This window comes from Serratia sp. 25CWL12 (genome assembly GCF_055790885.1).
The window spans coordinates 2,999,576-3,013,039 of the sequence record NZ_CM147698.1 but is presented as its reverse complement, the minus strand read 5'-3'; the positions used below and the strand labels follow the sequence as shown (position 1 = coordinate 3,013,039).

General features: G+C 45.2%; 18 protein-coding genes. 11 read left to right on the top strand and 7 right to left on the bottom strand.

All coding sequences use genetic code 11. The features are described from left to right. Window positions 1-389 precede the first annotated feature (389 nt). The 5 genes from tnpC to ACX9GV_RS13010 form a co-directional block, all read right to left on the bottom strand. Window positions 390-1,874 carry an IS66 family transposase gene (gene tnpC, locus ACX9GV_RS13030; RefSeq protein WP_473195816.1) on the bottom strand — a complete coding sequence of 495 codons (1,485 nt, stop codon included), beginning with the start codon at window positions 1,872-1,874 and terminating at the stop codon, window positions 390-392. A 61-nt stretch (window positions 1,875-1,935) separates the two neighbouring features. Next, window positions 1,936-2,271 (bottom strand): IS66 family insertion sequence element accessory protein TnpB, encoded by a 336-nt coding sequence (tnpB, locus tag ACX9GV_RS13025; RefSeq protein ID WP_473195815.1) that lies wholly within the window; start codon window positions 2,269-2,271, stop codon window positions 1,936-1,938. Continuing rightward, window positions 2,265-2,546, bottom strand: a complete 282-nt coding sequence (gene tnpA / locus ACX9GV_RS13020; RefSeq protein WP_023492905.1) for an IS66 family insertion sequence element accessory protein TnpA — start codon at window positions 2,544-2,546, stop codon at window positions 2,265-2,267. The genes tnpB and tnpA overlap by 7 nt, the downstream gene beginning before the upstream one ends. A 317-nt stretch (window positions 2,547-2,863) precedes the next feature. After that, on the bottom strand, window positions 2,864-3,076 hold the full coding sequence (locus ACX9GV_RS13015) for a helix-turn-helix transcriptional regulator (RefSeq protein ID WP_473195814.1): 213 nt from the start codon (window positions 3,074-3,076) through the stop codon (window positions 2,864-2,866). Between the two features lie 119 nt (window positions 3,077-3,195). Beyond that, complete coding sequence (locus ACX9GV_RS13010; protein ID WP_473195813.1) at window positions 3,196-3,846, bottom strand: inovirus Gp2 family protein; 651 nt, start codon at window positions 3,844-3,846, stop codon at window positions 3,196-3,198. 875 nt (window positions 3,847-4,721) lie between these two features. Here ACX9GV_RS13010 and ACX9GV_RS13005 point away from each other — a divergent pair. The 3 genes from ACX9GV_RS13005 (at window position 4,722) to ACX9GV_RS12995 (ending at window position 7,138) form a co-directional block, all read left to right on the top strand. Then, window positions 4,722-5,540: a DUF932 domain-containing protein gene (locus ACX9GV_RS13005; protein ID WP_473195812.1), complete on the top strand. Its 819-nt coding sequence runs from the start codon at window positions 4,722-4,724 to the stop codon at window positions 5,538-5,540. A gap of 155 nt (window positions 5,541-5,695) precedes the next feature. Further along, on the top strand, window positions 5,696-6,124 hold the full coding sequence (locus ACX9GV_RS13000) for an antirestriction protein (protein WP_473195811.1): 429 nt from the start codon (window positions 5,696-5,698) through the stop codon (window positions 6,122-6,124). A gap of 135 nt (window positions 6,125-6,259) precedes the next feature. Then, the gene (locus ACX9GV_RS12995; protein ID WP_473195810.1) at window positions 6,260-7,138 is read left to right on the top strand and encodes a DNA-methyltransferase; all 879 of its coding nucleotides are present in this window, start codon (window positions 6,260-6,262) and stop codon (window positions 7,136-7,138) included. Here ACX9GV_RS12995 and ACX9GV_RS12990 read toward each other — a convergent pair. Continuing rightward, entirely contained in the window at window positions 7,125-7,883 is a 759-nt protein-coding gene (locus ACX9GV_RS12990; protein ID WP_473195809.1) for a hypothetical protein, read from the bottom strand. The genes ACX9GV_RS12995 and ACX9GV_RS12990 overlap by 14 nt on opposite strands. Window positions 7,884-7,994: 111 nt before the next feature. Here ACX9GV_RS12990 and radC point away from each other — a divergent pair, with 111 nt between their 5' ends. The 8 genes from radC to dsbG all read left to right on the top strand — a co-directional run bounded on the left by radC (window position 7,995) and on the right by dsbG (window position 12,741). Then, window positions 7,995-8,474 carry a RadC family protein gene (gene radC / locus ACX9GV_RS12985; protein WP_473195808.1) on the top strand — a complete coding sequence of 160 codons (480 nt, stop codon included), beginning with the start codon at window positions 7,995-7,997 and terminating at the stop codon, window positions 8,472-8,474. 83 nt (window positions 8,475-8,557) lie between these two features. Beyond that, window positions 8,558-8,932 (top strand): hypothetical protein, encoded by a 375-nt coding sequence (locus ACX9GV_RS12980; protein ID WP_473195807.1) that lies wholly within the window; start codon window positions 8,558-8,560, stop codon window positions 8,930-8,932. Next, window positions 8,929-9,249 carry a DUF5983 family protein gene (locus ACX9GV_RS12975; RefSeq protein ID WP_473195806.1) on the top strand — a complete coding sequence of 107 codons (321 nt, stop codon included), beginning with the start codon at window positions 8,929-8,931 and terminating at the stop codon, window positions 9,247-9,249. Before ACX9GV_RS12980 ends, ACX9GV_RS12975 begins: the two co-directional genes overlap by 4 nt. Before the next feature lie 96 nt (window positions 9,250-9,345). Continuing rightward, a complete protein-coding gene (locus ACX9GV_RS12970; RefSeq protein WP_473195805.1) occupies window positions 9,346-9,714 on the top strand; it encodes a type IV toxin-antitoxin system YeeU family antitoxin in 369 nt (122 codons plus the stop codon). Window positions 9,715-9,774: 60 nt separating this feature from the next. Further along, window positions 9,775-10,158: a TA system toxin CbtA family protein gene (locus tag ACX9GV_RS12965; protein WP_473195804.1), complete on the top strand. Its 384-nt coding sequence runs from the start codon at window positions 9,775-9,777 to the stop codon at window positions 10,156-10,158. Next, entirely contained in the window at window positions 10,155-10,520 is a 366-nt protein-coding gene (locus ACX9GV_RS12960; RefSeq protein WP_473195803.1) for a DUF5983 family protein, read from the top strand. The genes ACX9GV_RS12965 and ACX9GV_RS12960 overlap by 4 nt, the downstream gene beginning before the upstream one ends. Before the next feature lie 83 nt (window positions 10,521-10,603). Continuing rightward, on the top strand, window positions 10,604-11,452 hold the full coding sequence (locus tag ACX9GV_RS12955; RefSeq protein ID WP_473198037.1) for a DUF4942 domain-containing protein: 849 nt from the start codon (window positions 10,604-10,606) through the stop codon (window positions 11,450-11,452). Between the two features lie 533 nt (window positions 11,453-11,985). Then, complete coding sequence (gene dsbG / locus ACX9GV_RS12950; protein ID WP_023490297.1) at window positions 11,986-12,741, top strand: thiol:disulfide interchange protein DsbG; 756 nt, start codon at window positions 11,986-11,988, stop codon at window positions 12,739-12,741. A gap of 53 nt (window positions 12,742-12,794) precedes the next feature. Here dsbG and ACX9GV_RS12945 read toward each other — a convergent pair whose 3' ends face one another. Continuing rightward, complete coding sequence (locus tag ACX9GV_RS12945) at window positions 12,795-13,382, bottom strand: hypothetical protein (RefSeq protein ID WP_473195802.1); 588 nt, start codon at window positions 13,380-13,382, stop codon at window positions 12,795-12,797. Between the last annotated feature and the right edge of the window lie 82 nt (window positions 13,383-13,464).

Genomic DNA, 13,464 nt, shown 5'->3' with positions numbered 1-13,464 from the left:
TGTTTTTTATTACAAAGGTGATAATTTTATCACCTTTGTAATATTAAAATCGCTAGGGTGGCTTACAGTCTTTTTATTAGTACGGATACCTGGCTACCTTATCATCAAGATTTAAAGGAACTTGCTTATGGGATCACTTGGTCTGTTATGTTGGGTGATTTCTCATAGAATTGATTGATCGAAGCTTGACGGTAACCTCTCGTTCTGTGAGATAAGATTACTACTTGCCATTATTTTAGCACCCTAGTAGCTCAAGGGTGCTAAGTTCGATATCAGGTAAGGTGAACAGGACTGACCTTGATTAATCACGAATGCATCGTGTTAATAGGTAAGCATCCGGTGGTCTCACCTTGAGTAAGTAACCTGATTGGTTATTCTTTTGGCACTGCTTAGCTAAAGGTGTTTTTTGCGAAGGGTAGCAGGTCGTCCAGTTGGCTATTTTTCCACGTCGGTATATGAGTAAGAACGAAGCTCAACCAGGTAAAGGGTTCTATACCATTGAGTTTGGCGGTTTGTAGCAGACTCATGATACCGGCCATGCGCTGCCCGGCCAGCAGTGAACCTGCAAAGAGCCAATTTTTTCTACCCAATGCCACAGGACGGATGCAGTTTTCAATATGGTTGTTGTCAATGGGGATCGCGCCATCATCCAGATAACAAAGCAAGGCCGGCCAGCGTTTCAAGGCATGCAGGATAGCTTTGTGGATCCCCGAGTTACCCGGTACCTGATGTTGTTGTGCTGATAACAGTGCATGCAGCGTAGCCAGATGCGGTTTGGCATAACGGTTTCGCCATCGTTGCCGATTTTGGGTTGTTCGCGTTTTTATCAGCCGTTCTAACTTGTATAACTCGCGGATACTGTCCAATACGCGTTTGGCTAATGGGTGGTGATTGACTTTATATTGCTCAAAGAACTTGCGTCTGACGTGAGCAAGGCAGCCCGCTTCTTTTATTGCACCAGAAGCAAAGAGCGCTTTATAGCCCGCATAGTCATCGACAACCAGCGTACCGGTAAAACCGGTCAAAAAAGTCTGTGCATAGCCCCCATTGCGTCCGGGTTGGCAATCAAACATCACCATACGTTGCTCTGCCGCAGCAGGTGAAGCGTATGCCCAGAGATAACCACGCTGGACGGTGACTTTTTTACCGGCCAGCACGGTGAGTGGCGTCTCGTCAGCGTGTAGCACCTTTTGCTCACAGAGCAACGCATGCAACCGTTTGACCAGGGGGTTAAGTGCAACACCCACTTTGCCCATCCAGTCAGACAACGTACTCATCGGTAGTGTTATTCCATCACGGGAGAAGATTTGGCTTTGCCGATACAGCGGAAGATGGTCAACACATTTATTGATAGTGATATGCGCCAATAAGCCGGGAGCTGCCTGACCTTTATCAATCACCTGTGCGGGTAACTCGGCACTGTGTACCGTCTGGCAGCACGGGCAACTGTATTGTGGACGTACCGTTTTTCTGACAATAAATTGTGCCGGAATATAATCCAGTATCTCGTTGATTTCATCACGGAGAAAACGCAGTGGGTCACCGCACTGTGGGCAGTTTGTGCTGTCAGGCTCCAGCCTGATTTCTTCACGAGGCAAGTGAGCCGGTAATGCCTGACGCTTGGGTTTATTTACCGTAGCCAGTGGTGTTGCGGGCAAGGTTTTTTCCAGTTCAGCTTCCAGCGCACTAATATCAGTTTCACTGTCCTCATCCAACAGGCTGAGCTGAGCGGGTGAGAAGTTTTCTGCCTTGCGTCCAAACCGGGCTTGACGCGCCTGAGCCAGCAATTCGGCCAAATGCGTATTCTCACGCTGAAGTTTTAATACCAGCGCACGCAATTGGTCATTTGTCAGATCAGGCGGTAATGTCATCATGGCAGTAATATACCATATTGATTAAATATTGTCATTTAAATCAATCTATTATGACATCATTTTATTGCCATTTTGTCAGGTTATGGCCTTCCACCTGTTGCCAGTCAATGCCTTTTATCAACCAGGAAAATTGTTCGGTGGTGAGCGTCCAGGAGGTATCACCTTCTCGAGGCCAGACAAAATGACCCCGGTGTAATCGACGTACCGCCAACCAGACCCCATGTTTATCCCAGCGCAACAACTTGATGCGAGTCCGGGCTTTATTACAGAAAATAAACGCGGCCTCACTTTGCCAGACCTGACCAAGATGTTCAGCAACATATTGTGTTAACTTATCAACACCACAACGCATGTCGACAGGTTGGCGGGCAATCCAGACGTGTTCAGGGATCAACATGTCTGGAGTGCCTGAAGAACTTGGGGCAACTGGTGCAGTTGGCAGGAAATAGATAACCCGCCAGGTGTATTAACCGAGATGATGCCCGATGACGCTTTCACGGTCGTGGGAATAAAAGGAGTCACCGGGCTTTTAACCGCTTTATCAGCCTGCATTTTCCAATAATGAAAAGTGGCTAACTTCACGCTATTTTCACGGCAGTAAGCGGATTGGGAGAGTCCACTGTTTCTCCAGTTATCAAGATGCTGCTGTTTTTCTTCTTTACTGTATTGCATGGTCTATTCTCAGGCTTGTTATTTAATGCCGAGAATAATGAAAGGGGTTATTAGCTGCAGCAAGGTGAGTTGCCCGGATGTTTACGTTAATAGAAATCGATATGTCACCTTTCCCGATCATGCCGTTTAAACACTCTGTGCTCTTACGAACCAGAACTTATTTACGCTGTAAAACGTTCTGTAACGAATTTTGAGAGGTTTTTAGGACTAGGGTGATGAATATACTGGCTTTATGAGGTTAAAGCCTTTAGAGGGCTTTACAGGTTGCTTAATGACTTATCTGTATCTAACTGGTTGTAATGATTATGATTGATTGACTACCTGGATTGATTAATACGTTGCTGAACCCAGTTTTCAACTTCACTTTGTAACCACCGGGAACTACGACCTAACTTGATAGGCTTGGGAAAGTCACCGTCTTTAATGAGTTTGTAGAACCACTTGTCGGTTAACCCGGTAAAGTTGGTGATGAAGGCCATATCGACCATCTTATCGTTAAACAGGCTGGTATTGGTATTCTGAGTGGTCATGAGGACTATCTCCATATGGAAGGCTGAGAGGTATGGAGAAGCGTTGTTATTGGTGATGATTTACCGTTGACACTTCTCCTTCTCAACATCCACATGTCAGTAATTAAATAATTTACTGGTTAATACTGAGAACAGCTAAAGTTACGCCAGCCATCTTCATTGTGCTTTGTGTCTGTTTTTGCCAAGTACATGACTCGTTGAATCATTGCATCATAGTTATCTTGATAAGAAGGATGTGATTTGATCAGGGCATAGCTACAGTTTTGAGGAAAGTAGACCAATTTTTGGTATTTCTTATTATCTTTTAGCTTTAACGCTCTGACCCAAGCGTTGAAGACCATGCGTGACAATCCCCTAGATTGTTCCTTGTCTAGCCATTCAGTCTGTTTAGACCCATAGAAACCTGGACCAACGTACATATCCCGATTAAGGAGGAGACACACATGTTGATGTGGTTTTATGCCTGACCCTTCGAATTCACGAGCCCTGATGAATCTTATCCTGCATGGATAGGTTCTTTTGCCTTGTTTTTTTCTTTTTCTGGTATCTGCGTTTATTTGAGCTTTGAGGGAAGCGATAAATCGGGACCAAACCATTCTGTCAGGACTATAATCGGTTAAACAGTCATGCAGGTCTTCATCGGGTAATCTCAGGTCAAAACGTAAGGCTAATAGACGAGGATAATCTTTTTGGGCTTTGCCAATAGTATCATAGATACGTTTTTCGTATGTTGAATTCAGGTGACCATAGCTTTCGATAATTTTGTTCACAGGTGTACCTCCGTTTGTTGATTACATATCTCGGAAGGTTTAGTAATAAATAACGTAAAGATTATGTTGGTGATGGATAATTGTTTTTTGGTTGACTTCTTTGTTGGTTACTTTTCCATTTGTTCCATGTCGGTTGTTATTTTTATCATATTAGGAATTATAACCTCAGGTGTTACTGTATTGTACTTTTCCATTATGTTGCTGTATATTATATGTTTATTATATTAATAATACCAGCAGGTGGGGGATAGGTGTGGTCTATCACTATAACCAGTATCCATCAGGTTTAACGGTATACTGAAGATAATGGGAATATCTGTTTTTTACTCTCAAGTTAGTATTGTTTTGTGACCCTATCGGTAAGTGTCAAGGTGGTTGTCGCCCTGAGTTAATTTAGGCGGCCTGTTTTTCCCGCTCTGGATTTAGCGTGACCCCCACATAGTATTTACATCTACAGTCAGAAAAATTGGTTGGTGCTGGGTTTAGTTACGGAGCCAATGCTGGTGTTCAGATATTCACTGGTAATACAGGTGAACAGTGTGATTACTTATTATTCTTCAGTAGTGGAATAACTGGTGCGGGCGTCGTTGGTTTCTGGGAGAGTAACAGTTCTTATTACCTTCACAAGAGTGACATAATTTCAACCAATAAACATGCATAAAAATTTAAGAATATATTATTTAAATGTGTAAACCAAACATTTAGCTAAAAAGGTCTTATCCTTCGGGGTAGGACCTTTTTGCTGTTTACCTACCTGCACGTTATACCCAAACGCTAACCCTGAGCTTACTCCACCAGCACTAACGTACCGACAGGCCATGTTCCTTTACCGGGGCATGGTCTTTTTCTTTTCTGTTGTTTAGCAAGGATTAAATATGAGATTAGCCAGCCGTTTTGGTCGGGTGAATTCCGTTCGCCGTGACCGTCCATTAACCGTTGATGAATTGGCACACTATGTGCCCAGTGTATTGGGGGAAGATAAACATCAATCCCGCAGTGCCCGATATACCTACATCCCTACTATTAAGTTGTTGGATAGATTGCGTGAGGAAGGCTTTGAACCGTTCTTTGCCTGTCAAACTCGAGTTCGTGACCTGAATAAACGTGAGCATACCAAACATATGTTGCGTCTGCGTCGTTCAGGGCAAATCACTCAAAAAGAGGTGCAGGAGATTGTCTTGCTGAATAGCCACGATGGCTCCAGTAGCTATCAAATGTTACCCGGAATGTATCGCCAAGTCTGTTCAAACGGGTTGGTTTGCGGCCAGAGCTTTGGTGAAATTCGGGTGCCACATAAAGGTGACATAGCGGGACAAGTGATTGAGGGGGCTTATGAAGTCTTGGGGATATTTGACCAGATAGAAGAAAGTCGTGAAAGCATGCTGGCATTAACGTTAGCACCGGAACACCAACATGCCCTGGCACAGGCTGCATTGACCTATCGCTACGGTGAGGAGCACCATCCAGTGACCACCAGCCAACTGCTGACCCCACGTCGCTGGGAAGATAAAAAAGACGATTTGTGGACGACATTCCAAAGGCTGCAGGAAAATCTCACCAAAGGGGGATTGAATGGCCGTAGCGCTCGAGGTAAACAGGCCAGAACCCGTGCGATAAATGGAATTGACAGCGATATCAAGCTCAATCGAGCGTTGTGGGTGATGGCAGAACAGCTTAAACAGGCGCTGATCTGATGTAGCCATTTTGGCTATCTCCCCTGTAAGTACTTACTCACTTTTACGCTCGCACCAGGGAAGTTTCCCATACACACAAACCAGACAGGCCCCCCGGTTTTCCGGTGGGGCCTGTTCTGCTTTTATGCCTTTCATCTCAAGGAGTTTATTCCATCATGAACAATGTATCACCCACACCTCAACGCGTGACGGCCACTGTAGTACCAGGCCGCCAGCGCCTCCGTTTCTGGCCACTGCACTTTGGCAACATACCGCAATGGCTCACTCTGGAACCCGGCGTCTTTGGCTGGATGGATCGCCTATGTACTGATTACAACGGGGGATCCTGGCACTTTTATACACTGAGCAATGGGGGGGCCTTTATGGCACCAGAAAGCGATGAGCGGTGGTCACTGTTTAACGGCATGAATGGCAATGCTGCCGACATGAGTGCTGAAGCTGCCGGTATTACCGCGTGCCTGATGGCCTACAGCCACCACGCTTGCCGCACCGAGAGCGAGGCGATGACCGACCATTTCTACCGGTTACGGGAATACGCGCTTTCACATGCAGAGAGCAACGCCATTATGTACATCATCGACTGAGTGTCCTACTGTACATGAATTCTTGGTTGCAAAATGGCATAATACTGGACAAGCTTACATACTAATTGCTTTCATTGGGTGTAGAAAATGGCTCTGTAAAAGCAAGCAACATTTCATTGAGAGTAGTATTGAAATATGAACCAGAGCATACAAGATTTATTTGAAATATCTGAAATTGCAAATTGCTCTCAGGAAGGCATTACTCAAATGGTGAATGGCGAGCTATTCATTGGTGATGCATTGACCAATTTAAGAAAAATACCAGATAGATCAGTTAAATGCTGCATAACATCTCCACCATACTGGGGATTAAGAGATTATGGCATTGATGGGCAAATTGGAGCGGAAACGAGTTTAGATGATTTCCTCGATAAGCTTGTTGAGGTTTTCAGAGAGGTTCGACGAGTTCTTGCTGATGATGGTACCTTCTGGCTCAATATCGGTGATAGTTTCACCAGTGGAGGAAGGACCTGGCGACAAGGTGATAAAAAGAATGCTGCAAGGGGGATGGATTATCGTCCACCAACACCTCCAGGATTAAAACCAAAAGATCTAATCGGCGTGCCATGGCGTTTGGCCTTTAAACTTCAGGAGGATGGTTGGTATCTGAGAACTGACATTGTTTGGCATAAACCGAATGGGCAACCAGAGTCTGTGAAAGACAGACCAACGAGAGTACACGAATTTATCTTCATGTTTTCCAAAAAAGAAAAATACTATTACGATATTGATAGTGTTCAGGAACCTAGTACAGATGGTAAAACCAGAAGAAGACGATCAGTATGGAACATCAACACAAAAGGGTTTAAAGGCGCTCACTTTGCTGTTTTTCCTACGGAATTAGTAAAAGTTTGTATGTTGGCAGGGAGCGCTAAAGGCGATACGGTACTCGACCCCTTTTTAGGGTCTGGCACCGTTGCTGTAGTCGCAGAAGAACTAGGAAGGAATTGGATTGGCGTAGAACTCAACGAAGAGTACGCTGAATTAGCAAAATATCGACTTAAGTGCGTCTAATCAACCATGTAGCTCTAACGTGACAAAGCTCTTTGTTCAGATGCTTTATCTGTAACTTTCGCTCTGTGCCCCCATCAAAGTAGAGCTTAAACTTAATACTGCCATCTACGTCATAAACCGTACAGTAGCCAGGCATAGGATTTTGCCTGCTACTTTCACATAAGGAAAGTTCTCCGTATTCCGCCTCAAGAAGTAAGTTTTTAGGGATCTCGACTAATTCATAATAGCTATCACCTCCCATGTCTTTGAATCTCATGGAAAATATCCGATCATAGTTTTCCATATGGTCAAACATCCGTTGTCTCAATCCTTGTAGTGAAGTGATCGATGCTGTCCATTCTCCTCTACCTAATTCCATAAATTTTGATATATGGAGCGAGTCCATTCTTAATTGCTTATCTGCCTGAGTCTTAAGTGACCAGTACTCGTTCTCAACAGATATATCATGTCCGGGATTTCCCCTACTGGCTAACTTAGAGTTAAGGCCGCACTGATTCAACACTCGAACCATTGCATGTTCGAATTTGTCTTTAGTAAATGCTTCGGAAGATAAAGCATGGTGAACAAGTAACAATCCTGCAAAATGGTGTGCAAAATCTTCACCAAATGGGGAGCTATGATCGACAGTGACAATTACTTCCCGCTTTAAAATTGTTGCAATATCAATCAAAAGCTGCAGATACCCATCGTCAAGCGGTTGAATTAAAGAATAAATCTGTCTTTCTAATCTCGCTCTATCATCCATTTTATACATATCCCCACGTTTATATAGTCTGAAACTCAGACATCAATCCAGTGTGTACCAAAGCTACACAGCATTTTATAAAATTTAACCTATTAATATTAAAGGGAAGTTATGGACAAACCTTGTTATACCTTGACATTGACTCTATTACCAGCAGAACAACGTACCATTAAACGCGCCATCACCCTGCTGGAACAACAACTACGAGAACCTGGTGCTGCGTTTACCTCAACAACAATCGTTCGTGATTGGCTACGCTTGCAAATGACCTCGCTGACTCGCGAAGAGTTCACGGTACTTTTTCTGGACAACCAGAACCGCCTGATTGCTCACGAAACCCTCTTTAAGGGAACGATCAACAGTACCCACGTCCATCCTCGTGAAGTGGTCAAAGCGGCGTTGAAGTATAACGCCGCAGCAGTGCTTCTAGCACACAATCACCCCTCCGGTGAAACTGAACCCAGTCAGGCCGATAGGCAGATCACCGACAGGCTGGTCAACGCGCTGGGATTGGTTGATGTGAAAGTGCTGGATCACTTCATTGTTGGCGGTCTGGATATCGTTTCATTTGCCGAGCGTGGCTGGCTATGAGGGGTAACAGCAACTATTCCCTACTTCATTCCACCGTTCTCGCGCACTCATAACGCGAGCTTGACCCTTTACGGAGCGCACCCATGGGTTGGCTATTTTCGCATAACTCCCGCCGTGAACTGATCGCAGAACTGATCACTACTTACGACACTGAGCACTATCAACACGTAACGCTGACACATGCACTGCGGGGCAATGTCCTATGGTCTGTTGTTCAGAGTACACCAAAGGTATCAACACAGGCATCCAGAACCGCTATTCACTGCATATTACTGCAAGGCTCTGGTGGTCGATGGGGTTACAAGGCAATGGATGAATCGGTGCAGCCTTGTTACTACAGTTGTCCAAAGAAATACCTGACGATGGCCACGGTGATCTCCCCAACATGGCGTGAAAAGGTATTGGCTCATCATCAGCGCCGTTATCCGAGCGCTGCTGTTACAAGGGGGACAAAATGACAACAACCACACCACTTTTACGCTTTGGTCTGCAATGCAGTTCGGCCCATATCACCGAAGATGACAACGCAGTACTATACAGGGTCTCTCATTGTCACGATGAGTTTAGTGACGGCGAGTGGATCTCATTTTCGGGCACTGGTTATCTGATCCGTTTGGATGCGTGGACCCACCCGATATTGCAACTCAAACGCCTGGGGCTCTCCAAACCCTGCCGATATCTGGTCACTACCTTGATGAAACGACACCAACTGACCTACCTGCATATTGATGCTTTGGGTGAACTTCTACCCGACTTTGCTACCTTCGGTTGGTAATGACTGACTGCACCAAAACCAGTCTCACCCACTTTCTCATCCACAACACACAACAGGCTCACTGCTGGGCCGTGTCTATTTTAAGGAAACTTAACAATGACAAATCTCGAACCTGATAGCCCCTCCCAGAGGACTGAAATCACCCCACCAGCCTGGGGGTTAAAACGTGCCATCACGCCACAGTTTGGGGCGCGTCTGGTACAGCAAGGCTACCAACTGCATTACCTGGGAGATCGTGCTGATGTCGTGGGGAAGTTCAGTGATGCTGAGTTGCGTCATCTCGACCAGATATTCCCGCTATGGCTTCAGCAGTTGGAGTCGATGCTGATGTCGGGGGAACTCAATCCCCGCCAACAACACTGCATCACACTCCAGGCAAATGGACTGACACTCGAAGCGGATACGTTGGGTTCTTTCGGGTATGTGTATATTTCTATCTATCCCACTCCGGCGGCAACTGCATAAAACGGCGTTACCTCACTCAGATATTCACGCTTTTTCTCTACACCAATCAGGATAACAATCATGCAAACTGTATCGGTTACCCCGAAACGGGCGGCTCGGTCTTGCCCGTCACCCATTGCTATCTGGCAGGCGTTGCTGACCCATCTGCTGCAACAACACTATGGTCTGACACTGGAAGATACCGCCTTTAGTCACGAGGGCGTGATTCAAGAGCACCTTGATGCAGGGATTTCCCTGGCAGATGCCCTGAATTTTATCGTGGAAAAATATGAACTGGTGCGTATTGACCGAACTGGTTTCAGTATCCGCGAACAATCTCCCTTTATTACGCCTATTGATATTCTCCGGGCCCGACAGGCAACGGGCTTGATGAAACGCCGAGGTTACAAGGCCATCACCCATATCACCAACGGTAAACACCAACGACAGGAGGCACATCCGTGAAAGTTGACCTGAATATTGAAGCCGACAGTATCCTCGTACTGGGATTGAACAGGGGGAGGATAGCCGTTGACGTGGATGGTATCGAGCTGGCTGAGTTGATTAAGGCGATCAATAACCACGGTTATTCACTGCAAAAAGCCAGTGAGCCCGAATACACCAGCGTGGCTTCGCCTTGCTCATTACCCCTTGCAGAAGGGCTACAAATCCTCATTGATTGGTTGCAGGACAATATTGATTGTGACTCAACGCTCATCTTTGATAACGATGAAAAGCTGACCAACTCCAGCAAACTGTTGCCTTGTGTGGAGCAAGCCTTGAACGCGGTGCATCGTCTTCAGGCCATGGCAACTCAATCAACGTAATCGCCTTAAAAACTAACCACACCGTCACAAGCATCAACGCTACCCACTGGGTGGCGTTTTGCTTAAATAAAGGAAGAAAAATGATGTCAACACTCACTCACACTGAACCGGAAGTGTTAACCAGCCATACCGAAGTTATCTGTTCTACCAACATTGAACGTATCGTTGTTGGGCGTAATGCCGCTCTGGCGCAAATTCAGGCCATTATCCACCAGCTTGAAGATATCTCGACCATGACCAGCAGTATTGGCGGTGGAGTGGCAAGAGACTGGGCTATGCGTCAAGACTTCCGCTGCGGTAGTTGGCTGATGGAGAAAGTAGAAACCGCCATGAACGTCATTACCCGCAATCTTGACCGCGAGATATGGCGAGACCTGATGGGGAAATCGGGCATGCTGTCCCTCATGGATGCCCAAGCCCGTGACCAGTGGTATCGCAATCTGGAAGGGGATAATATTCCCCCCATCAGCGAAGAAAATATTTACAGTACCTTTGAACAACTGCATCAGAGCAAAGATGAAGTCTTTGAGCGTGGCGTCATCAACCTGTTCAAAGCGTTATCCTGGGATTACAAAACCAATCATCCCTGTAAATTAGGCAAGAAAGTCATCGTCAACGGTTTGGTGAGTTACAACCAATGGGGATTTACGCTGAATCATAACTACCGACGTGACCAATTGGCGGATTTGGAACGGATGCTGCATTTATTGGACGGCAAACCGTTACCGGATAACCGAGGTGATGTGACTGCTCGGTTGTTTGAGCATATCAATAACAACCGGATGATGACCAAAGACTATGAAGATGACTATCTGCACATCAGGTACTTTATGAAGGGTTCGGCACACCTGACCTTCAAAAAACAGACGTTGGTTGATAAGCTCAATGACATCATTGCAAAACACTATCCAAGGATGTTGTCATCCTACTAGTAGTGAGTTGAATTTTCGAATAAAATCATTTGTTGGTATAAATGTTGGTATAAAAAAGATTGAACTTGAAATTTTCATTTAATATCAATGGTTATGGCTTCGTGTTCGAATCCTGTAGGGTACCATTTTGAAGTAAACAGACGTCAACGGACGTCTTTTTTATGCCTAAAATTCAGTAAATTAGCTGATTTCTGCATGTCTAAATTCTACCTGATTCTACCCGGTTCAACCCACATCAACTACTATCTGTTGGTATACAGTAAGGTAAATCCAGGTATTCAAATGGTTCCTCTGCGAGATAAATGGCGGCTATGGATAACATTAATAATGCTAAACGCGTTTTAGATGAAAACACCAAAGTGCTGTACGGTATCTTTGGTATCATTGATGCTTCTGGCTATTTTCCCCCTTTATGATTTTTGGCCCGACAGCACACGTGATGTTTTATCCCCCAGGTTGAATAAAGAGGATTCACTTCACGGACTCAGAAATGCAGGTTTACTCACCTCACCACTATTAAATAAGAGACCACAATGAAAACGTCTTTACTCGTCTGCACGCTCTTGTTGCTCAGCCTGACAACACAGGCACAAACGACTAATGTGCCAGAACCGATCAAGCAAATTGAGAAGCAAGGCATTGAGATTATTAAACCTTTCACTGCACCAGGTGGAGTGGAAGGCTGGCTTGGCAAGCATCAGGATACGGGGGTGACCTTGTATCTTACGCCAGATAAAAAGCATGTTATTGCCGGTTATCTTTATGATGATAAAGGTAATAATCTCAGTGAGAAAATTATCAATCAAGAAATTTATATCCCCGCTGGTCGTGAAATGTGGCAACGATTAGTGAATATGCCAGGTATTAAAGAAGGTAATGAAGGGGCTCTCTGCCATGCAGTGGTCTTTTCCGACGTTTTTTGTCCCTACTGCAAAAAATTCTGGCAACAGATACAGCCTCATCTGAAAGAGAATAAGATTAAAACCACCACGCTGCTGGTGGGCGTTATTCGCCCAGAGAGTGGTCAATATGCGGCTGCGGTGCTTGCGTCAGATAATCCACAAAAAACCTGGAGCGATTTAGAGAGTTCGAACGGCAAAATAATGCCGACACTGAAAAGTACGCCTCCGGAGGTCTTCAAACAAATTCAGGCCAATCAGCAAATTATGGAGCAGTTAGGGGCTAGTGGAACACCAGCAATCTATTATCTGAATAAAGATAATGTGCTACAGCAAATCCTCGGTTTGCCTGATGCAGAGCAGATGGCAAATTTAGTAGCCTGCCAATAGTTAGTGTTTTTCACATCGGGCAACCGCCTTCAGGTGGCTGCCCGCCTGAAAACCTAGAGCGCTAACAATCTCTCTAATGCAGTTGTCGGTTGCTCTTGTTTGCTGAACCCCGCACGATACCAACTGGTGCCAGTCTCGCTGGTTACTTCTTCCAGTGACCATGTTTGGTGTGCCACAGCGACCAATATTTTTCCTGTCTCAATACACTTAAGCACTAGCCACACCGCAACAAATAGGCCGATGGGTAATACCCACGGATTAGTGGTGTGGAAAAGTTGCACAATCAACATCAACAATGTGGCAGCCTGAATTAGCCCTTTAAGCATAAAAGCCCGAAAGAAAAATGCTTGCAGGTGTGTTTGAATAGCAAAACAGGGGTTAGTCAAGACACTGCGGTTTTCCTGTACCGGGATGCCCTGCACATAGACCGTCCATTGAGACAGTTCTTTGGGGATCACGACCAAACTTTTTTCTTTCAATTGGTGTAAGCGAACAGAAATACCGACGGGGATAACCAATCCTACCAATAGAAAATAAAATATCAGGGCATTGATACCAAAAAAGGCCAAACCAATGGCCAAGACCACCAGCAAAAAAATCTTTCCTGAGTAGAACCACAGTGGTGCTATTTGATAATTCATTGATTCTCCTTACTAACAACCGTTAATAGTTAGCATCTAATTCGAGTGACTTGTAGACGGCAAGGGATGGAAGCCCTAGGAA

Bases quoted from the DNA above. Each gene is read 5' to 3' on its own strand.
- tnpC (WP_473195816.1), bottom strand. From the start codon at position 1,874: ATGATGACATTACCGCCTGATCTGACAAATGACCAATTGCGTGCGCTG.
- ACX9GV_RS12945 (WP_473195802.1), bottom strand. From the start codon at position 13,382: ATGAATTATCAAATAGCACCACTGTGGTTCTACTCAGGAAAGATTTTT.
- ACX9GV_RS12995 (WP_473195810.1), top strand. From the start codon at position 6,260: ATGAACCAGAGCATACAAGATTTATTTGAAATATCTGAAATTGCAAAT.
- ACX9GV_RS12975 (WP_473195806.1), top strand. From the start codon at position 8,929: ATGACAACAACCACACCACTTTTACGCTTTGGTCTGCAATGCAGTTCG.
- ACX9GV_RS13005 (WP_473195812.1), top strand. From the start codon at position 4,722: ATGAGATTAGCCAGCCGTTTTGGTCGGGTGAATTCCGTTCGCCGTGAC.
- ACX9GV_RS12970 (WP_473195805.1), top strand. From the start codon at position 9,346: ATGACAAATCTCGAACCTGATAGCCCCTCCCAGAGGACTGAAATCACC.
- ACX9GV_RS12990 (WP_473195809.1), bottom strand. From the start codon at position 7,883: ATGGATGATAGAGCGAGATTAGAAAGACAGATTTATTCTTTAATTCAA.
- ACX9GV_RS12980 (WP_473195807.1), top strand. From the start codon at position 8,558: ATGGGTTGGCTATTTTCGCATAACTCCCGCCGTGAACTGATCGCAGAA.
- ACX9GV_RS13015 (WP_473195814.1), bottom strand. From the start codon at position 3,076: ATGACCACTCAGAATACCAATACCAGCCTGTTTAACGATAAGATGGTC.
- dsbG (WP_023490297.1), top strand. From the start codon at position 11,986: ATGAAAACGTCTTTACTCGTCTGCACGCTCTTGTTGCTCAGCCTGACA.
- radC (WP_473195808.1), top strand. From the start codon at position 7,995: ATGGACAAACCTTGTTATACCTTGACATTGACTCTATTACCAGCAGAA.
- ACX9GV_RS12955 (WP_473198037.1), top strand. From the start codon at position 10,604: ATGTCAACACTCACTCACACTGAACCGGAAGTGTTAACCAGCCATACC.
- tnpB (WP_473195815.1), bottom strand. From the start codon at position 2,271: ATGTTGATCCCTGAACACGTCTGGATTGCCCGCCAACCTGTCGACATG.
- ACX9GV_RS12965 (WP_473195804.1), top strand. From the start codon at position 9,775: ATGCAAACTGTATCGGTTACCCCGAAACGGGCGGCTCGGTCTTGCCCG.
- ACX9GV_RS13000 (WP_473195811.1), top strand. From the start codon at position 5,696: ATGAACAATGTATCACCCACACCTCAACGCGTGACGGCCACTGTAGTA.
- tnpA (WP_023492905.1), bottom strand. From the start codon at position 2,546: ATGCAATACAGTAAAGAAGAAAAACAGCAGCATCTTGATAACTGGAGA.